Below are 15,937 nucleotides of genomic sequence, written 5' to 3'. Positions count from 1 at the left end.
TGAGCTTAACCTGACGCCCCTGTAAACCCGGTGAGCGACCCAAGGAGTTCCGTGTCCCAATCCACACCAGCCGTCAATGCAAAAGGTGCTTTACGACGAGCCCACCTCTCCACCCGGCGCGAATTAGCCGCAGACACTGCACGTAAGCAGTCACTTGACGACGCGATTGTGTCGCACACACTGGCGTGTTTGCGTGAGACGAATGCGGTGGGGACCAACATCGCGGCCTACAACCCGTTGGCTACTGAGCCGGGCCCAGCCGATTTCGCGACACGTCTTACCGGGCCCGCCCGCACGGTGTTCTTGCCAATCTCGCTCAGCAGCGGCGAGCTGGCGTGGTCCCCAGCCGCAGCCGACGACGCCGGTGCAACCGGTGCACTCGGAGTCGTCGAGCCCACCGGCGCGAGATTCACCTCCCGGGTGCTGCGCTCGTGCGGGTTGATCGTCGCGCCGGCACTCGCGGTGGACCGAGGCGGGATGCGCCTGGGTAAAGGCAAAGGCTATTACGACCGTGCGCTTGCAGGACTCGACGTACCGGTGGCGGCGGTGGTCTACGACGAGGACATCGTGGACGCCGTGCCTTGCGACGACCACGACCAACCCGTGGACTACATCATCACCCCAAGCGGATTTTTTAGGGTCTGAGGGAACCGGGGTAGTGCAGGGTCCGTCAGATACCTATGGACCTTCACGCACAGTTCGCACAGTTGCGCACGCCCGGATACCGCCGGTCTGTCATCATTCGCCGCATCGTTGCGGTGGTTCTTGTCATCGCCGCGGCGTTGCACGTCATCGTCGGTGTGTCACGCAATGATCCAGCGGTGGTTGTCTTTGCCCGTGAGGTTGCGCCCGGCACGACCCTCACCGGCGAGGACGTAGCCCTGCGGCGACTTCCAGCTGACGCAGTACCGCAGGGGGCACTGTCTGATCTCGCGCTGGCGGAGGGCCAGCTTCTTGCCGCGGCGGCATCAGCTGGTGAGGTGGTGACCTCCACACGCCTTGTCGGACCGGATCTCACCGCAACCTTGGTTGCGGAGGAACCACCCGGCGAAGAGTTCTCTCTGGTGCCAGTTCCGGTCGCGGAATCAGACATCATTCCGCTGCTGCATCACGGTGCACGGGTGGACGTGATCGCACAAGGGCCGCGCACTGTCGCAACTGGCGGGCGCGTGGTCACATCAGGTGAGAAAGGTACAGTTCTTGTGCTATTTCGGCAGTCTCAAGCAGAAGCCGTTGCTGCAGCCTCGCTGGATGGCCCATTGACCTTACTTTTGAGTCGTCATATACAACCGCCTAGTATTCCCTAACATGCTTCAAGGTTTTAAAGATTTCATCATGCGCGGCAACGTCATTGACCTTGCCGTTGGCGTTGTGATTGGTGCAGCTTTCACCGCTGTCGTCACCGCATTTTCCGATTCCATCATCAACCCGTTCCTCGCAGCCCTCGGCGGCGTGGACTACTCCGGCCTCGGCTTCTTCGTCCGTGAGGGCAACGAGGCTACCTTCGTTGACTTCGGTGCACTGATCACCGCAATCATCAACTTCCTGCTCATCGCTGCAGTGATCTACTTCCTGCTGGTCATGCCGATGAACAAGCTCGACGAGGCACAGAAGCGTCACAAGGGCGTCGACCCAGAGGAGCCGGCTCCGACCGAGACCGAGCTGCTCGCGGAAATCCGCGACCTGCTGTCCAACCAGAACCCGAACTCCACCCAGAAGCCGCTGAACTAATCCCCGTGATGCGGCGGCCGCTGCTCTTCGTAGAAGGCGCGGCCAGTCAAGCCCGGCTCTTCGTCATCGAGTAGCACTTCGCGCTCGCCGTCGAACGCCGGGCTTTTGCGTTGTTGCGACGGCGCCTTATCCGCCGTGCGGTCGTAATCCACATCCGCACGACGCACGACTCTTCTTCTCTTGCGTTCCATCTGCACTGTCACCGCGCGCTATCTACACCGAGTACTGGTTGAGTTCGCCGATGAGGTGGGTGACCAGCGGGGCAATCGTCGATACGCCATCGCGAATCGCCTGACGGCTCGACGCCAAGTTCACCACCACCGTAGAGCCGGATACACCGCAAATGCCGCGGGAGGTGCACGCATCAACCGCGCCACACGCCTGCCCCGACGCCCGAATCGCCTGGCTCACCCCCGGCACCACCTTATCGATGATGCCGCGCGTCGCCTCCGGCGTCTTATCGCGCGGACCAACACCCGTACCGCCGAGCGTGAGCACCAAGTCCACACCACCGACGACACCGGTCTCAATCGCCTTGCGGATATCGGACTTCTTCGACTTCACCCGCACCACACCGTCAACCCGGTAATTGAACTCGCTAAGGAGCTCCACCACCATCTTGTCGGTGTTATCGCCGGGGGCGTCGTATCGACGATCCCCCACCAACACAACAATGGCACGCGGCGATTCCGGCGCAGCCTGCTCCAGCTCAGAGGCACGAAGGGTTGCATCGTCCGGCTCATTCATGTCCAGATCAGCAAGATCAACCGAGTCATACAGTTCAGTCATCGTAAAACGGGCTCCCGTCCGTCAGCGCGGTGAGAAAATATTGCAAGTCTCTAAAGAACTTACCCTGTGCTGAGGGTCACCTCTACCGGAATCGGCTCACCTTCTCCTTGACGCTCCACTTGCAGCGTCACTGTCTGGCCAAAGTCCTGTGAACGGGTAGCGGCAATCAACGCGTCGGCTGAATCTATAAGTCGGTCATTCAACCGCGTGATCACATCTCCCCGTTTCAGGCCCGCCTGCTCCGCGGGGCTGCCCGGCTCCACCGCAGCAACCACAGCGCCGCCAGTGATGGCCTGGGCGATGCTGACCTGCACACCCAGCATCGGTTGCGCCGCCTCACCATTACGGATCAGCTGGTCCGCCACTCGCTTGGCAAAGTTCGACGGAATGGAGAACCCAAGACCGATCGAACCGCCGGAGCTCTCTCCGCCAAAGCTGCTCTGGGACAGCGACGCAATCGCCGAGTTCATACCGATCAGGTTGCCGTTCATATCCACCAACGGGCCGCCCGAGTTACCGGGGTTGATCGCCGCATCCGTCTGGATGCCGTCCATCAGCGAGCTCTCGCCGCCACCCTGGCTCGCGCGCACCGGTCGGTTGAGCGCAGAGACGATACCTGAGGTTACCGTCGCAGACAGACCCAACGGCGAGCCGACCGCCACGACCTGCTGGCCCACACGCAGGTCATTAGAATTGCCGAACTGCACCACCGGCAAGTTGTCTACGCCCTCGATCTTGAGCACGCCAATGTCGGTGTTCACATCGGAGGCAACATACTGCGCGCGGTGGCGAGAACCATCGTTGAGTGTGACTTGAATTTCGGTCCCCGGCTGCGCACCTGCGGCAATCACATGGTGGTTGGTCAGCACATACCCATCAGAGGAAATGATGGAGCCGGATCCCTCCGCCCCACCAGAGCGCGTGGCCACCTCAATGGACACCACCGACGGCAGCACCTGCGCCGCCACCTTCTCTACCGATCCATCTGGTGCCTCCGCGGCATTCGACACAGAGGGATTCTCCAGGGCGTTTTCTTGCGCCTGCTCTCCACTCGGAGCATCTGCGCTTTGCGACGATCCCGCCGACCCCGCAACGTAGCCCGCACCACCACCGGCTGCAAGGGCTGTCACCAACGCAACCGCAAAGGCGGTTCCTACGCCTGCGCGACGCTTTGGAGCCTGGGATTGCGGCGGAACCGTGTACACGCCACCGCTTGGCACATACGGTGCCTGGTCGTAGTTTTCAGTTGTCTGGTGCGGAAAGCTCGAGGTTTCATCGTTGGGTTGCTCTCCGAAATCGCGCGTATTGCTCATGGATTGCGAGTATGCCCTACCGCGCTGTGGCGGCGCTTGCGACCTCACCAAACGAAACGTAGTGTTTTCTGTACATTTTCTGTACGGGTTTAGCTGTAGCTTTTCTTCGGGATGACGCGGGTCTCGTTCTCGTCTTCAACTACAAGATCTTCAGCCGTCTCGTCCTCCGGAGGACGTCCCGGGAACACCACCCGGAAACGGGCGCCACCGTCATCCGACTCTTCCGCCACGATTGTCGCACCGTGGCGGTCCATCACCTGTTTCACAATCGCCAATCCCAGGCCAGAACCCGGCATAGCGCGCGACTCCGGGGAACGGTAGAACCGTTCAAAGACTTTCTCGCGCTCCTCGGGTGGGATGCCGGGGCCCGAGTCGTCGACAATAAGCACCGCGTTGCGCTTCGCCGCCTTAAGCGACACACGCACTGCACCACCCTCCGGCGACCACTTCGCAGCATTATCGATCAAGTTGATCGGCGCACGTCCCATGGCAAAACGATCACCACGAATGACCCACGGGTCGGCGTGGAACAAGAACGTCACATCGGGGCGACGACGACGCACACGGTCCAGCGCCTCTTCGAGCACCTCGTCGAGGCGGAAATCCTCCGGCTCGGTCTCATGCGACTCGTCGCGAGAAAGGTCCACCAGGTCGCCGATCAGAATCGACATCTCTTCCATCTGGGCAAGCACATCACGTTCCAGATCGGCCCGGTCCTCGGCCGAAATCTGGTCTTGGCGGCCCGAGTTATGCAACATCATCAACAACTCAATGTTGGTGCGCATCGATGTCAACGGCGTCTTGAGCTCATGGCCCGCATCCGCCACCAGTTGCGCCTGACGCTTCTTGGACTCCTCCAACGACCTCACCAAGGCGTTGATCGAAGAGGTCACCTCCGCAAATTCGTCGTCGCCCTCCACCGGAAGTTCACGCGGCCCACTCGACTCGTTAGCGTTGTCCAACTCACGGTGCAGCCTGCGCACCGGAGTCAAGCCCACCGCCGAAATGAACGCACCAGAAATCCACGCCACCAGGCTGCCGACACCGATAACCACCAGCGCTGCCGCCGCCCGGCTTCCAGAGATGCGACCGTACGGGTCCTCTGTCCGAGATGCGGCAACCACCATCCCATCCGGTGTTTGGCGCACAACAACACGCTTACCGTTGACTGAGCGCACGGATACCGAATCGCCGCTCTCCGTACGCAAATACGGCCCTGAAATTGATACCGGATCCCCCAAGAACAGGTTCGAGTCTGCCCCTGAAACCGCAATGCTTGTCAACGGGTTTGATCGCCGAAACGCCGCAATTTCAGAGCGGATCTGATCTTCCGAGGCCCCGTCGAGCTGGCGAGCCATCCCCAACGTCTTGCTCCGCAGCTCAGTATCCAACACGCCTTCGTGGGTTTTGGTAGACAGCCACATGCCAAGCATCGTCGTTAACCCAACTGCGGCAGCGACAATGAAGCCCGACAGCACCGCCAATTTCAGGCGCAAGGAATGACCTGCCCCGAGGCGGGTCTCATAGGCATCGCCAGACGCGACGCGCAACATCACGGAGCAGTCTCCCGAAGCACGTAACCCACACCACGCACAGTATGGATAAGGCGAGATTCACCGCCAGCCTCAGTCTTACGACGCAAGTAACCGATGTAAACCTCCAGGGCGTTGCCTGAGGTTGGGAAGTCGTAGCCCCACACTTCCTCAAGAATGGTCTGACGGGCCAATACGTGGCGCGGGTTCTGCATCAGCAGGTGCAGCAACGCAAACTCCGTACGAGTCAGCGAGATCGGTCGGCCATCGCGGAACACGTCACGCGTCGAGGTGTCCATGGTCAGGTCCTCGAACTTCAGCGTGGTCGAATCCTTCTGCTCACTATGGCGCGACTCCGCACGGGAGCGACGCAGCAGCGAACCGACACGGGCCAGCAGCTCCTCAAGCGCAAACGGCTTAGGCAGGTAGTCGTCCGCACCAGCGTCGAGGCCAGCCACACGGTCCGCGACACCATCGCGCGCCGTCAGCATAAGAATCGGGCCATCGTAGCCCGAAGAACGCAGCGTACGGCAGACACCGAGGCCGTCAAGCTTTGGCATCATAAGGTCCAAAATGGTCAGATCCGGCTGTTCTAACCGGATCTGGTCGAGCGCATCCTCACCATCTACGGCGAGGACAACGTCGTATCCGTTGAAACGAAGCGACCTACGCAGTGACTCGCGCACAGCCTGTTCGTCATCGGCAACGAGAATTTTCATGCGGATATTATGACTTATTTTCCTCTAAGAGTGAAAACGGCATTAAAAAACCGGGCCCCACCTGTGGGAACCCGGTATTTTTGCGCGAGTTTTACCTTGCGGAAGCTTAGAACTGCTCGACGTCGATCAGGCCAGCCTGAGCTGCCTTGACCAGACGACGCGGGATCTGCACCTCGCGGCCGTCGATCTTGACGTTGACCAAGTCGGGGTTGTTGGCCTTCCACTGGGAACGGCGCATGCGCGTGTTAGCGCGGGACATCTTGAACTTAGGGGTTGCCATGATTGTGCTCCTTTACGCCCTTTAGTTAGCGGACTTCTTCTTGCGGCGTGCCATGCCACCGAAACGCTGGTTGAACTTCTCAACACGGCCAGCGGTGTCCATGAGACGCTGAGCGCCAGTCCAGAACGGGTGAGACTCTGCGGTCACGTCAACCACGATGAGCGGGTACTCGTTGCCGTCCTCCCACTGCTCGGTGCGTGCGGAAGTCAGGGTGGAGCGCGTCAGGAACTTGTGGCCCGTGTTCGCGTCCTGGAAAATCACCGGGTGGTAATCCGGGTGAATGTCTTTCCTCATTAGTATTCGTCTCCCTCAGGATTGAACTACGGGTCGGTTCCTTACATTAAGGATCGTGCCCGAGTTGGGTGCGAAATGGTCTTTTCATCCGACGGTTGCCGGACAACTCGAAATAGCATACAGCTCACTTACGCTGCGACCTAATCATTGCAACTTGCTTATCGACGACCTCCGCCCTGCTCATCCACCACTTACCCTCAACTCCGCCATGAAGCTTTCCTCGTTTTCTTTGCCGCTGGCCGCAATCGCCAGTCTCGCCGTGCTCGCCGCGGTGTCCCTGAACGACGCCACTGAAGTTGCCCTTCGGCTTGTTCCAGTACTGGGTTTCGCGGCCGGCATGTCTGTCGTCGTCAATCTCGCTGCTCGTGTGCACACCTTCGAGTGGCTGGTTGGCGCGTTGCAGCGCACGACGTCACGCAGAGAGATCGTTCTGGCGGGGTTTCTCGCACTGTGTGTCGCCGCAACGGCGTTCCTCTCGCTCGACACCACTGCGATCATGCTGACCCCGCTGGCGGTGCAACTCGCCTCCCGCTTCCGCCTCCCGGTGCCGGCGGTGGCGCTTTCCGTGGTGTGGATTGCCAACTTTGCGTCCATGCCTTTGCCGGTTTCCAACTTGACGAATTTGCTGGCGGTGGGCGGCGACGCGTTTTCCACCACCGGTGAATACGTGAAACTCGCCGCCGCCCCTGCAGCCGTGGCAGTGGCAGTGGCAGTGGCAGCGTCCTACGCGGCCCGGGCGATATACCGCAGCGCAGCCGGCGAGCCTATGCCCGAAGCGTCATCGATCCTCCCCCGCCCAACGGACGCCCTTGCGGTGCTGGGCGTCACCGTCCTCGCACTCCTCAGCCCGATCCCCTACTGGCTGACGAGCACCGTCGCCGCCATCGCAATGTGGTGTGCGGTGGGCCCGACCGGACGGCGCGACGGCATTACTCCACTCATCCCGTGGTCGGCGCTCAGCCTTGCCACTGCCTTCTCCGCGGTGGCGACACTGGCCCTGCAGATCAGCGATATTTCGTCCGCCGTGCAGCAACTCGCCGGCACACACCCCTTAGCAATTGCAGCTGCTGGCGCGACCACAGCGAACGCGATCAACAACATCCCTGCGTTTTTAATGCTCGAACCTGCAGTCAGCGATCCAGCCAGCGCGCTAGCGCTCCTGATCGGCGTCAATGTCGGCCCGGTGATCACCCCATGGGCATCGCTCGCCACACTGCTGTGGGCAGATCAACTCCGCCGCGCAAAGGCCCCAGTACCGTGGCGTGGGTTCATCCTGTGGGGCCTACTCCTGGCACCAGTTACCGTCATTGCCGCTACCGCTGCACTGCTGGCCGTTGCTTAGCCGCAACCATGTCGACAGCCCGGTGCATGACAATTTCAAACGGTCCACGCTGGAAGCGCTTCAGCCACAACATGCTGAACGCAATGAGCAGCGCACACAACGCGAGATAAACCCCACACACGAGCAAGGTGCCGGCAGGGCCCTCCACGTGCCGGGCAAGGCCAAACCCGAAGTCGTAGAACACCACAGAGGCGAGCACGTTCTGCAGGATGTAGCACGTCAGCGCGGTGCGACCGACTGCAGCCAAACCGGTTCCCACCACACCAAGCGTGTTGTCGCGGCGGATGTAGAAGGCCGCGATGAGCGCGAGGACACCGAACGCCACTACCGTCGAGGTGACGTAGCGCGTCAACGATGCGGATGCGCCGGTGGCAAACAAGCGCAGCCCCCAGTCCAGCGGGATACCAACACCAAGGCCGACGAGCATCACTTTGCGACGCAACCCCGCTCCGGCGGGTTGGAACAATCCAGCGCGGTACAACCTGGCCGCGAGGAGAAACACACCGATGCCCATCACGAACATGATTGGGATTTCGAACCTGCCGCCGAAGAAGTCGTCGATACGCGCCTGCACCATCGCCGGATAGCTGTCGGTTGCGGTGTAGAGCGCAAACGACTGGTCAAACGTGGGGATATCCTCGCCACCCTCGATCTCGTCGAGCGGAATACTGTTAAGCAGATAGGTGCCCACGGAGAACAGCAACATGACAAGGACATGTGCGCTCAGCGCCAGCCACATCCATACCTTTTGCACGCGCTCGCTGCGCGCAATAATCGGCGCCACCGCAAGGGCGGTCAGGCCGTAGCCCATCAACACATCAAACTCAAAGATGAAGATGTAGTTCAGTAGCCCTTCGGCCACAAGCAAGATTGCGCGCCAGTAGTACACCCATCTGTACGCGCTGACCTGCGGCGTTGTGGGTTGTGCCGAGCGTGCTGCCGGAGTCCCTTTCAGTGTCCCTGGGGTAGGAGCGGCCGCATGAAGGTGCGCTCGTACCGCAGGACGCACTCGGACTCGTCTCGAATCCGGTCAGCGGCGATGAAGTCCGAGTGGGTGCCGAACAAGGTGCGGTACTGCTCGTAGGCAGCCAGGCTGGGGAAGCTGAACAGGGATTCCGCACGGTCACTCACACCTTCCGCGGGTAGGTAGTACCCGTGGTGGGTGCCGCCGTGTTCGTCGACATGCCGCATCCAAGCGCGGGCGAACTGTTCAAAGGCTGCGATCTGGTCGGGGTCGATGGTGTAGTGGACGACACAGGTGATCACATCCACAACGCTAGGCCCACAGGCGCTCATTGGGGAGCCTTTGTCTGTGCGCCTCGTGGTGCAGCACACCAATCTGCCTGGTTTACCTGCGGAAATGCGTCAGTTCGCCAAGTTGGCGCCGAGTTCAACGGTGAGAACTCCGACGGCGATGAGGAGGATGCCGAGGGCCATGGTTCGGGTGAGGGGTTCGTGGAAGATGACCCGGGCGAGGATCGCGGTGAGAGCTACGCCGGATGCTGCCCAGATGCCGTAGGCGACGCCAAGGGCCATGCCGTCGGCCAAGGCGAGACTTAAGGCGACGAACGCCACGAGATACCCCGCGATGACGCCGATGAACCATTTCTTCACCCGGCCACCGTCGGAGGCTCGTAGCGACATGGTCGCGACGACTTCGGACAAGATGGCGCCTGCGAGGAAGATCCATCTCATGAGTTGACTCCTGCTTCCTGGGCTGCGGTTTGCTGAGCTTTCTGGGAGCCGAGTTCGACGGTGAGGACACCGCTGATGATCGCAACCATTCCAAGACCCATCACAGCGGTCAGAGGTTCACCGAAAATCGCGGCGGATAGCACGGCGGCGAGCACGACCCCGCTGGCTCCCCAGATGCCATAGGCGACGCCGATCTGCATTCCTTCGCGCAGGCAGAAGGTGAGGAAGACGAAAGTGCCGATGTATCCGGCAGCAACCACGATGTACCAGGATGGGTGATTGAGCGCCGCCTTGAGAGACAGCGTCGCCGCCACTTCGGTAGTGATGGCGCCAGCGAGCAGGAACCACTGCTTCATGGGGTTGTTCCTTCGATCAGGGAGCGAATGCTGGAGACGACGGCTTCGAGATCCGCGCCGTGGAGGGTGGACACACCTGTGGCCTGGGCGCCCCAGAGTCCGTCGGCGGCGAGTCGGGCGGTGGTCAGCCTGGCTCGGGTGGCGGCGTCGAGATCGTCCGGGAGTTCGAGCCAGCGGCCCATCCGCGTAGTCCACGGTTCGGTGAGTTCGGGCCGATACGTCGCTTGGCCCCAGATGATGAACTCGGCGCGCTTGGCGGCCCCGTGGGCGGCGACGTGAACGTAGCTCAGGAGCCGCTCGGTGGCGTTGGCGTTCTCGAGGGGCTTGCCAAGGGTGGCAGTCATGTCGTTCTCGACGTTGGCCGCAGCGTGGTCGACGATCGCGGCGAGCAGTACGTCGCGGTTGCGGAAGTGATATAGCAATCCCGGTTTGGTGAGCCCGGCCTCGTGGGCCACTGCGTCAAGGGTAATGTCGCCACCCTCCGCTGCGTTCATGACGCGGAGGGCAGCTTCCAGGATCTCGGAGCGCTGACTGGTTCGCATATAGCTAACTTTACCATTTGGTAGGTGAAGCCTTCAACTGCGGGCGCTGGTAGGGGCACCTGGGGTACAGCCCGGGCCAGCGCTGGTTTCGTTTCGCTGCAGATTGGCGCTGGATCTCCATGCCGATGCCGAACATGATGGTGAGCAGTCCCAGGAACTTGCCGTCCGTGACCAACGCGCTTGCGGCATTGAACAACGCGTCGGCGGCCTCTGCTGCAGTTCCATTCGTGGAAGCGGCGCGAACCTCATCCCAGAGCGTGAAGTTCGGATCGAAATACTGCTCCATGACGCTGTCCATCTGGTGCCAGGTGGCAAAGATCCAGATATTCGTTGCCAAGGTGCCCAGAATTGCGATACCTCGAGCGACGTCGAGAGCGACGATTCTCCGATAGGTGGGTTCATTCACGGGTGTCATACTACGCAAAACGCGATTATGAGAAATGGCGCAAAGACGGTAGGGTTGTCTCTCGCTGTTGTCGAAGTACACATATACGCCTACGTCAACCGATTGCATTTGCGCCGGTAGCGGACCCTCACACCGCTTCTCACCTGGCGCTTTCCTCACATCGTGATCGAGTCGTGGGCGGTAAGAAGAGTAAGGAAGAAACCCATGTCGGCACATTGCCAGGTCACGGGACGTCAGCCGTCGTTCGGCAAGACCGTCTCGCACTCGCACCGCCGCCACTCGCGCCGTTGGAACCCCAACGTGCAGAAGCGGAAGTTTTACCTGCCCTCCGAGGGCCGTACCATCACCCTGAACGTTTCCACGAAGGGTCTGAAGATCATTGACCGCGACGGCATCGAGTCCGTCGTAGCCCAGATCCGTGCACGAGGTGAGAAGATCTAATGGCACGTAACGATATCCGCCCGATCATCAAGCTGAAGTCCACCGCGGGCACCGGCTTCACCTACGTCACCCGCAAGAACAAGCGCAACAACCCGGACCGCATCACGCTGAAGAAGTACGATCCGGTAGTTCGCAAGCACGTCGAATTCCGCGAGGAGCGATAATCCATGGCGAAGAAGTCTAAGATCGCTAAGAACGAGCAGCGTAAAGAGATCGTCGCCCGCTACGCGGAGCGTCGTAACGAGCTCAAGGCAATCATCAAGAACCCGGAGACCTCTGACGAGGATCGTCTGGACGCTCAGTTTGAGCTCAACCGTCAGCCGCGCGACGCATCCCCAGTGCGCGTGCGCAACCGTGACTCGCGTGACGGCCGCCCCCGCGGCTACCTCCGCAAGTTCGGTGTTTCCCGTGTCCGTATGCGCGAGATGGCTCACCGCGGTGAGCTGCCTGGCGTCCGTAAGTCTTCGTGGTAAGGAGGACTCAAATTATGAAGCGCAACAATTCGCGTAAGCCGCGCATTGAGCAGTCCCGTCGCCCGAAGAAGAACCCGCTGAAGGCAAAGGGCATCGAGACCGTCGACTACAAGGATATTGAGACCCTGCGTCTGTTTATCTCCGACCGTCACAAGATTCGTTCCCGCCGCGTCACGGGCCTGACCCCGCAGCAGCAGCGCCAGGTCGCTACCGCTGTGAAGAACGCGCGCGAGATGGCTCTTCTGCCGTTCACCACCCGCTAATTAGCCGGTTGACGATGACAGCGTAAGAGTCTTCGGCTCTAAGCACCCGCACTCCCCTCCCCGCGAGGGTTGAGAGCGGGTGTTTTTCTTCTAAAGTAGTGGCGTATCCCAGAAAGGTAGGCAGGGTATGGCGAATTCGGTCGGACGACCACGCAAGCAAAGCCCACGGCGCAAAGGCGCAACCGCCCGCGAAGAAATCCTCGATGCCGCATCCGAACTTTTCACACGCAAAGGCTTCGCAACTACCTCCACTCACGACATTGCTGACGCCGTAGGCATCCGTCAGGCGTCGCTGTACTACCACTTCCCCTCCAAGCGCGACATCTTCCTCACGCTGCTCATGGGGACACTGCAGCCTTCGCTGGATCTCGCATCAGACTTGGCCAAGACCGACGAGACTGCAGCCGTGAAGCTCTGGGCGCTCGTCGCCGCCGAGACCCGTATCTTGTTGTCCTCGAATTGGAACGTCGGCCGGCTCTACCAATTGCCGGTGTTGGAGTCGGAGGAGTTTGACGAGTACCACGAGGCACGCCAACGCCTGGAGGGTATCTTCCGCGACCTGGCGGCGCAGATCGTTGGCGACGATGACCCCCGCATCGACCTACCGTTCCACATGACGCTCGCCGCCATCGAGATGCGCGACAACACCGGCGTTGCGCCATACCCGCTTGTCGACGACGCCCTGCCCGCCCCCTCCGTCACCATCGCCGATGCCGTTTTGGACGTGCTCCATACGGACCTTCCGGATCGCCGCGCCGAGCGCATGCTCAGCCTCGTCGCGCAGGTATCGCGCGACGAGGACGCGTAGTTTAGAACTTGTCGAGATCCTCGACCGCGACGCGGGCCTCGAACCAATCCCCGTCGTCTCGCTTCACGCCCCAAATCCGGGCCCCTGACGGTGAATCAATCGGGAACACATCCGCATCAGCGGTGATAAGTTCCTTAGTCTTCACATCGCTTTGAGCAACGCGCGGGGAAGTTCGATTGCCGTCGTAGGTAAAGATCGACTCCCCGTCCGAAATCGCGTCGACGAAGTCCAACTCCTTGAGTTCGTCCTCGCCTATTTCGAGCAGGACTTCTCCAGACTCGGGCTTCAGAACGAGGAGTTTTACTATGCCCTCGGCTCGCGAGGTGAAGATGGCCGTAATGACGTCACCGCTGCGCCGCACCACAGGTACAGAACTGTAGGTTCTGGTTTCCATGCTCATTGCCTCGTCTGCCTTGCCACCGCTGACATAAAGGAATTTCGCTTCACAAGGCTTCGTTGGCTCATCGGTACAGCGCTCCTGTTCCGCAGTATCCTTGCCGTACACAAGGGCATCGTCGCCGATACGCCACACGGCTTCGGGTGCGAAACCTTTACGTATCTCAACGTCCTCGCCCGACTCTAGGTTTCGGCGCCTCAAATCCCCATCGTTGCTTGCGTAATACAGCACGGGCTCCCCGCTCTGTGCAATCACGCCGAAGAAATCATTGGTCTCGATGTGCTCATGCCTTGTTTCTTGGCCAGAGGCGATATCCACCGCAACGACATCGATTTGTTTCTTCGAGCCGGCCTCCGGAATGTTCGCGAGATAGATCTTCTCCGCACTCGCCGCGATAATTTCGGCGGACTTAGCGTCGAGGTTCTTCGAATCCACTTCCGCGAGGGTTGGCTCGTCGAAGGATGCGAAATCGTCAAGGAACGTCGACAGGCTTACCTTCTCGGTTTGTAGGCCTTGGGTACTCTCCACAGTCTTCACAAGGCTGGCGCCTTTGGTCTTCCCGTCGTCGGCAACCAGCATCATCGTCGTGGTCATACGTTTGTCCTCAGAGCCATCGAACTTCTTCGGGGAGACGTCGTACAACGCTCCCGTGTCCAGATCGAGCGCACGGGTTTCTTTGTCCCAGGATGTGACAGCGAGTTTTGCAGGGACCGCCTGATTGAATGTCGGATTGAACACGTCGAGGTTGTCGATCCCAAGTGACCTTGTTTCTGGCAAGTCACGTGCTGCTTCAGGCGCCGCCTCTAACGGATCGACGGCCATGCGTGCGTTGTTGTTCCACTGTGGCTTAAGGGATTCCGCAGCCGTAGTTGCGTGCTTAGTTGGGTCAAGCACTTCCGTTTCGGTTTCATCCGCGCCGCCACAGGCACTCAGCGAGACTGTCAACAGCCCTGCTCCAAGAAGTGCGATTGCTTTCGTCTTATTCATGTTCAATCTCCTCGTTCTCTCGCCGTGTTAGTCAAAGATGTCGTAGAGCTTCCAGTCGCCGCCATCTCGAGCGAACAGAAACAGTTGGGTATTGACCGATGTCGCATGGACGTCCTTGTTTTTCACCTCCGTGTTGATCCCAACGAGTCGCGCCTCCTTGATCCCACTCAACCCGTAAAGACGGTCGAGGTAGTCGGTATTCTCCGACGCATCGTCACCTTGTTTCTTTGCGACGAGGTCCTTCAGGTCGTAGCTCTCCCCCGCGGCGTACTCGGCATCGTCGGATGATCCGATGCTCGTGTTCTCAAGCTTGTTTTCAAGCAACGCTGCACGGCCAGCAGCGGCATGCTGATTCATCCAGTCGGCCCTATCGTCCTCATCAAGCTGGGCGATTTCGTTGGCGAGCTTCTCAGGTCCGCTCGAGCCCAGCCCAGCGCCAACAAGCTGAGGAACTACCAGCGCAATGACGAGCACACCCGCAACAACAGCAGCAATAGGCCACCAACGCTTCACATCGAACGACTTCTCCGGTGTGTTGTCCCCTTCGCCAGAGCCGGGAACAACGGCTGGTTCGGAAACTTCGGGGGCTTCTGGTGCTTCGGGTGCGGTCGGTGCAGCCGTTGCAGCCGGTGACGCCATGGCGGCCAGCGACCGAAGGCTTTGCACGTTCATGGGCATGCCACTGTCGGACTTCAAGCGAGAGTCGTACATCTGGCGCTTAGTCGGGTCTCCCAGAATCTCCCGAGCCAGACGCAATTCCTCCTCGCCACCAGGGTTGGAGGTGAGGCCGCTGTCGAGGCGTTGCGTGAGCTCGTCGACAAGCAGCTCGCTCGAAGCCGACGGATCAAGTTCGAGCGTCTTGTACAGGTTGTAATGCTGCATCCCGGTTTCCTTCTACTGCTCGCTGATGAAGACGGAGGCGTTGTTGCCGCCGGTGCAGCGGAAACCGCCCTGCGCCGGCGAGCAGGACATCATGTAGTACTGGCCGGTCTTCGGGCTCAGGCTACGCAGCGAAGTCGGCGTCTTTCCGTGCTCCGCGTAGTACGCGCGGAAATCATCACCAACGGCACGCGCAAAGCCCTCAGTTGTGACGGACGTTTCCGGCACGCCAACCCCGAAGGTACGGTCCTTTCGGTCAGCGTCTGGCTTCGCCGACGACGGTGCCGCCGATGGCTTTGCGCCGTCAGGCGCGGCCCCACCTGGAGCACGCGTCGACGTTTCCACAACAGTAGAGGTCACCGGCTCCGTGGAACCGCTGGACGATCCGCCAAAGCTCCACGCGGCGAACGCACCGAGCACAGCCAGGAGGGCAACGGCGAGCACGCCAATGATGATGTAGAGCACCCGGTTCGACGACTTCGGCTCTTGTGGGCCGGGCGCCGGCGCGTACGCAGGTTGGCTCCACTGCTGCTGTTCCCAACTTTGCGCCGGGAACTGCTGGGTGGGCATATGCTGCTGTGGTTGTCCCCACTCGTCGTATTCGGATGGTTTCGGGGTGTATGCCGCCCACTCATCGTTGGGGTTGGCATTTGGGTTCGACATCGTGGAATCTCCAAGCTACGGGGGTGT

The 15,937-nt window shown here is 60.5% G+C and carries 25 protein-coding genes; 9 read left to right on the top strand and 16 right to left on the bottom strand.

Features of this window, described 5'->3' with window-relative positions; genetic code table 11:
* The first annotated feature begins 51 nt into the window (after nucleotides 1-51).
* The 3 genes from HMPREF3120_RS07390 to mscL are packed head-to-tail and all read left to right on the top strand — an operon-like array spanning nucleotide 52 to nucleotide 1,731.
* Complete coding sequence (locus HMPREF3120_RS07390; protein WP_070451746.1) at nucleotides 52-645, top strand: 5-formyltetrahydrofolate cyclo-ligase; 594 nt, start codon at nucleotides 52-54, stop codon at nucleotides 643-645.
* A 35-nt stretch (nucleotides 646-680) separates the two neighbouring features.
* A complete protein-coding gene (locus tag HMPREF3120_RS07385) occupies nucleotides 681-1,307 on the top strand; it encodes an SAF domain-containing protein (protein ID WP_070451744.1) in 627 nt (208 codons plus the stop codon).
* A gap of 1 nt (nucleotide 1,308) precedes the next feature.
* Nucleotides 1,309-1,731: a large conductance mechanosensitive channel protein MscL gene (gene mscL, locus HMPREF3120_RS07380; protein ID WP_070421421.1), complete on the top strand. Its 423-nt coding sequence runs from the start codon at nucleotides 1,309-1,311 to the stop codon at nucleotides 1,729-1,731.
* Here the strand turns inward: mscL and HMPREF3120_RS07375 are convergent.
* The 7 genes from HMPREF3120_RS07375 to HMPREF3120_RS07345 all read right to left on the bottom strand — a co-directional run bounded on the left by HMPREF3120_RS07375 (nucleotide 1,728) and on the right by HMPREF3120_RS07345 (nucleotide 6,658).
* Nucleotides 1,728-1,934, bottom strand: coding sequence for a hypothetical protein (locus HMPREF3120_RS07375; RefSeq protein ID WP_224212929.1), 207 nt, complete (start codon nucleotides 1,932-1,934; stop codon nucleotides 1,728-1,730). The two genes, mscL and HMPREF3120_RS07375, sit on opposite strands and share 4 nt — an antisense overlap.
* 10 nt (nucleotides 1,935-1,944) lie before the next feature.
* Nucleotides 1,945-2,520 carry a MogA/MoaB family molybdenum cofactor biosynthesis protein gene (locus tag HMPREF3120_RS07370; RefSeq protein WP_070421423.1) on the bottom strand — a complete coding sequence of 192 codons (576 nt, stop codon included), beginning with the start codon at nucleotides 2,518-2,520 and terminating at the stop codon, nucleotides 1,945-1,947.
* Nucleotides 2,521-2,579: 59 nt separating this feature from the next.
* Entirely contained in the window at nucleotides 2,580-3,833 is a 1,254-nt protein-coding gene (locus HMPREF3120_RS07365) for a S1C family serine protease (RefSeq protein ID WP_083284829.1), read from the bottom strand.
* An 89-nt stretch (nucleotides 3,834-3,922) separates the two neighbouring features.
* A complete protein-coding gene (locus HMPREF3120_RS07360) occupies nucleotides 3,923-5,386 on the bottom strand; it encodes a HAMP domain-containing sensor histidine kinase (protein ID WP_070451742.1) in 1,464 nt (487 codons plus the stop codon).
* Nucleotides 5,386-6,084 carry a response regulator transcription factor gene (locus tag HMPREF3120_RS07355; protein ID WP_070421425.1) on the bottom strand — a complete coding sequence of 233 codons (699 nt, stop codon included), beginning with the start codon at nucleotides 6,082-6,084 and terminating at the stop codon, nucleotides 5,386-5,388. Before HMPREF3120_RS07355 ends, HMPREF3120_RS07360 begins: the two co-directional genes overlap by 1 nt.
* 106 nt (nucleotides 6,085-6,190) lie before the next feature.
* Nucleotides 6,191-6,364, bottom strand: coding sequence for a 50S ribosomal protein L32 (gene rpmF, locus HMPREF3120_RS07350; protein WP_070421426.1), 174 nt, complete (start codon nucleotides 6,362-6,364; stop codon nucleotides 6,191-6,193).
* Nucleotides 6,365-6,385: 21 nt separating this feature from the next.
* On the bottom strand, nucleotides 6,386-6,658 hold the full coding sequence (locus tag HMPREF3120_RS07345; RefSeq protein ID WP_070421427.1) for a type B 50S ribosomal protein L31: 273 nt from the start codon (nucleotides 6,656-6,658) through the stop codon (nucleotides 6,386-6,388).
* A 208-nt stretch (nucleotides 6,659-6,866) separates the two neighbouring features.
* Here HMPREF3120_RS07345 and HMPREF3120_RS07340 point away from each other — a divergent pair, with 208 nt between their 5' ends.
* The gene (locus HMPREF3120_RS07340) at nucleotides 6,867-8,000 is read left to right on the top strand and encodes an SLC13 family permease (protein WP_070451834.1); all 1,134 of its coding nucleotides are present in this window, start codon (nucleotides 6,867-6,869) and stop codon (nucleotides 7,998-8,000) included.
* Here the strand turns inward: HMPREF3120_RS07340 and HMPREF3120_RS07335 are convergent.
* From HMPREF3120_RS07335 to HMPREF3120_RS07310, 6 genes are all read right to left on the bottom strand, one after another.
* Entirely contained in the window at nucleotides 7,972-8,862 is an 891-nt protein-coding gene (locus tag HMPREF3120_RS07335; RefSeq protein ID WP_141739390.1) for a DUF418 domain-containing protein, read from the bottom strand. The two genes, HMPREF3120_RS07340 and HMPREF3120_RS07335, sit on opposite strands and share 29 nt — an antisense overlap.
* An 89-nt stretch (nucleotides 8,863-8,951) precedes the next feature.
* Complete coding sequence (locus HMPREF3120_RS07330) at nucleotides 8,952-9,266, bottom strand: NIPSNAP family protein (RefSeq protein ID WP_174232238.1); 315 nt, start codon at nucleotides 9,264-9,266, stop codon at nucleotides 8,952-8,954.
* Between the two features lie 99 nt (nucleotides 9,267-9,365).
* Nucleotides 9,366-9,695 carry a DMT family transporter gene (locus HMPREF3120_RS07325; RefSeq protein WP_003849969.1) on the bottom strand — a complete coding sequence of 110 codons (330 nt, stop codon included), beginning with the start codon at nucleotides 9,693-9,695 and terminating at the stop codon, nucleotides 9,366-9,368.
* Nucleotides 9,692-10,051 (bottom strand): DMT family transporter, encoded by a 360-nt coding sequence (locus tag HMPREF3120_RS07320; RefSeq protein ID WP_048733039.1) that lies wholly within the window; start codon nucleotides 10,049-10,051, stop codon nucleotides 9,692-9,694. Before HMPREF3120_RS07320 ends, HMPREF3120_RS07325 begins: the two co-directional genes overlap by 4 nt.
* On the bottom strand, nucleotides 10,048-10,593 hold the full coding sequence (locus HMPREF3120_RS07315) for a TetR/AcrR family transcriptional regulator (protein ID WP_034666346.1): 546 nt from the start codon (nucleotides 10,591-10,593) through the stop codon (nucleotides 10,048-10,050). Before HMPREF3120_RS07315 ends, HMPREF3120_RS07320 begins: the two co-directional genes overlap by 4 nt.
* A gap of 10 nt (nucleotides 10,594-10,603) precedes the next feature.
* Entirely contained in the window at nucleotides 10,604-10,999 is a 396-nt protein-coding gene (locus tag HMPREF3120_RS07310; RefSeq protein WP_141739389.1) for a DUF418 domain-containing protein, read from the bottom strand.
* Nucleotides 11,000-11,203: 204 nt separating this feature from the next.
* Here HMPREF3120_RS07310 and rpmB point away from each other — a divergent pair, with 204 nt between their 5' ends.
* The 5 genes from rpmB to HMPREF3120_RS07285 all read left to right on the top strand — a co-directional run bounded on the left by rpmB (nucleotide 11,204) and on the right by HMPREF3120_RS07285 (nucleotide 12,984).
* The gene (gene rpmB / locus HMPREF3120_RS07305) at nucleotides 11,204-11,440 is read left to right on the top strand and encodes a 50S ribosomal protein L28 (RefSeq protein WP_042409504.1); all 237 of its coding nucleotides are present in this window, start codon (nucleotides 11,204-11,206) and stop codon (nucleotides 11,438-11,440) included.
* Nucleotides 11,440-11,604, top strand: a complete 165-nt coding sequence (gene rpmG, locus HMPREF3120_RS07300; protein WP_006841072.1) for a 50S ribosomal protein L33 — start codon at nucleotides 11,440-11,442, stop codon at nucleotides 11,602-11,604. Before rpmB ends, rpmG begins: the two co-directional genes overlap by 1 nt.
* Before the next feature lie 3 nt (nucleotides 11,605-11,607).
* Entirely contained in the window at nucleotides 11,608-11,913 is a 306-nt protein-coding gene (gene rpsN, locus HMPREF3120_RS07295; protein WP_034999472.1) for a 30S ribosomal protein S14, read from the top strand.
* 11 nt (nucleotides 11,914-11,924) lie between these two features.
* Nucleotides 11,925-12,176 (top strand): 30S ribosomal protein S18, encoded by a 252-nt coding sequence (gene rpsR, locus HMPREF3120_RS07290; protein WP_180950003.1) that lies wholly within the window; start codon nucleotides 11,925-11,927, stop codon nucleotides 12,174-12,176.
* 127 nt (nucleotides 12,177-12,303) lie between these two features.
* Nucleotides 12,304-12,984 (top strand): TetR/AcrR family transcriptional regulator, encoded by a 681-nt coding sequence (locus HMPREF3120_RS07285; RefSeq protein WP_070421430.1) that lies wholly within the window; start codon nucleotides 12,304-12,306, stop codon nucleotides 12,982-12,984.
* Between the two features lies 1 nt (nucleotide 12,985).
* Here HMPREF3120_RS07285 and HMPREF3120_RS07280 read toward each other — a convergent pair whose 3' ends face one another.
* Genes HMPREF3120_RS07280 through HMPREF3120_RS07270 form a run of 3 tightly spaced genes read right to left on the bottom strand, consistent with a single transcriptional unit; the run spans nucleotide 12,986 to nucleotide 15,910 of the window.
* Complete coding sequence (locus HMPREF3120_RS07280) at nucleotides 12,986-14,368, bottom strand: hypothetical protein (RefSeq protein ID WP_070451735.1); 1,383 nt, start codon at nucleotides 14,366-14,368, stop codon at nucleotides 12,986-12,988.
* Between the two features lie 27 nt (nucleotides 14,369-14,395).
* On the bottom strand, nucleotides 14,396-15,250 hold the full coding sequence (locus tag HMPREF3120_RS07275; RefSeq protein WP_070451733.1) for a J domain-containing protein: 855 nt from the start codon (nucleotides 15,248-15,250) through the stop codon (nucleotides 14,396-14,398).
* 12 nt (nucleotides 15,251-15,262) lie between these two features.
* Nucleotides 15,263-15,910 (bottom strand): hypothetical protein, encoded by a 648-nt coding sequence (locus HMPREF3120_RS07270; protein WP_070451731.1) that lies wholly within the window; start codon nucleotides 15,908-15,910, stop codon nucleotides 15,263-15,265.
* Between the last annotated feature and the right edge of the window lie 27 nt (nucleotides 15,911-15,937).

Source organism: Corynebacterium sp. HMSC11D10, assembly GCF_001806995.1.
Lineage (GTDB): Bacteria > Actinomycetota > Actinomycetes > Mycobacteriales > Mycobacteriaceae > Corynebacterium > Corynebacterium coyleae.
Note: the sequence above shows the minus strand (reverse complement) of the source record. Positions and strands in the feature narration are given on the sequence as shown.

Excerpts from the sequence above, each read along its gene's own strand:
- HMPREF3120_RS07275 (WP_070451733.1), bottom strand. The coding sequence starts at position 15,250 with ATGCAGCATTACAACCTGTACAAGACGCTCGAACTTGATCCGTCGGCT.
- HMPREF3120_RS07270 (WP_070451731.1), bottom strand. The coding sequence starts at position 15,910 with ATGTCGAACCCAAATGCCAACCCCAACGATGAGTGGGCGGCATACACC.
- HMPREF3120_RS07280 (WP_070451735.1), bottom strand. The coding sequence starts at position 14,368 with ATGAATAAGACGAAAGCAATCGCACTTCTTGGAGCAGGGCTGTTGACA.
- HMPREF3120_RS07315 (WP_034666346.1), bottom strand. The coding sequence starts at position 10,593 with ATGCGAACCAGTCAGCGCTCCGAGATCCTGGAAGCTGCCCTCCGCGTC.
- HMPREF3120_RS07325 (WP_003849969.1), bottom strand. The coding sequence starts at position 9,695 with ATGAGATGGATCTTCCTCGCAGGCGCCATCTTGTCCGAAGTCGTCGCG.
- rpsN (WP_034999472.1), top strand. The coding sequence starts at position 11,608 with ATGGCGAAGAAGTCTAAGATCGCTAAGAACGAGCAGCGTAAAGAGATC.
- HMPREF3120_RS07340 (WP_070451834.1), top strand. The coding sequence starts at position 6,867 with ATGAAGCTTTCCTCGTTTTCTTTGCCGCTGGCCGCAATCGCCAGTCTC.
- mscL (WP_070421421.1), top strand. The coding sequence starts at position 1,309 with ATGCTTCAAGGTTTTAAAGATTTCATCATGCGCGGCAACGTCATTGAC.
- HMPREF3120_RS07365 (WP_083284829.1), bottom strand. The coding sequence starts at position 3,833 with ATGAGCAATACGCGCGATTTCGGAGAGCAACCCAACGATGAAACCTCG.
- HMPREF3120_RS07360 (WP_070451742.1), bottom strand. The coding sequence starts at position 5,386 with ATGTTGCGCGTCGCGTCTGGCGATGCCTATGAGACCCGCCTCGGGGCA.
- HMPREF3120_RS07320 (WP_048733039.1), bottom strand. The coding sequence starts at position 10,051 with ATGAAGCAGTGGTTCCTGCTCGCTGGCGCCATCACTACCGAAGTGGCG.
- rpmB (WP_042409504.1), top strand. The coding sequence starts at position 11,204 with ATGTCGGCACATTGCCAGGTCACGGGACGTCAGCCGTCGTTCGGCAAG.
- rpmG (WP_006841072.1), top strand. The coding sequence starts at position 11,440 with ATGGCACGTAACGATATCCGCCCGATCATCAAGCTGAAGTCCACCGCG.
- HMPREF3120_RS07345 (WP_070421427.1), bottom strand. The coding sequence starts at position 6,658 with ATGAGGAAAGACATTCACCCGGATTACCACCCGGTGATTTTCCAGGAC.
- HMPREF3120_RS07385 (WP_070451744.1), top strand. The coding sequence starts at position 681 with ATGGACCTTCACGCACAGTTCGCACAGTTGCGCACGCCCGGATACCGC.
- rpmF (WP_070421426.1), bottom strand. The coding sequence starts at position 6,364 with ATGGCAACCCCTAAGTTCAAGATGTCCCGCGCTAACACGCGCATGCGC.
- HMPREF3120_RS07355 (WP_070421425.1), bottom strand. The coding sequence starts at position 6,084 with ATGAAAATTCTCGTTGCCGATGACGAACAGGCTGTGCGCGAGTCACTG.
- HMPREF3120_RS07370 (WP_070421423.1), bottom strand. The coding sequence starts at position 2,520 with ATGACTGAACTGTATGACTCGGTTGATCTTGCTGATCTGGACATGAAT.
- HMPREF3120_RS07285 (WP_070421430.1), top strand. The coding sequence starts at position 12,304 with ATGGCGAATTCGGTCGGACGACCACGCAAGCAAAGCCCACGGCGCAAA.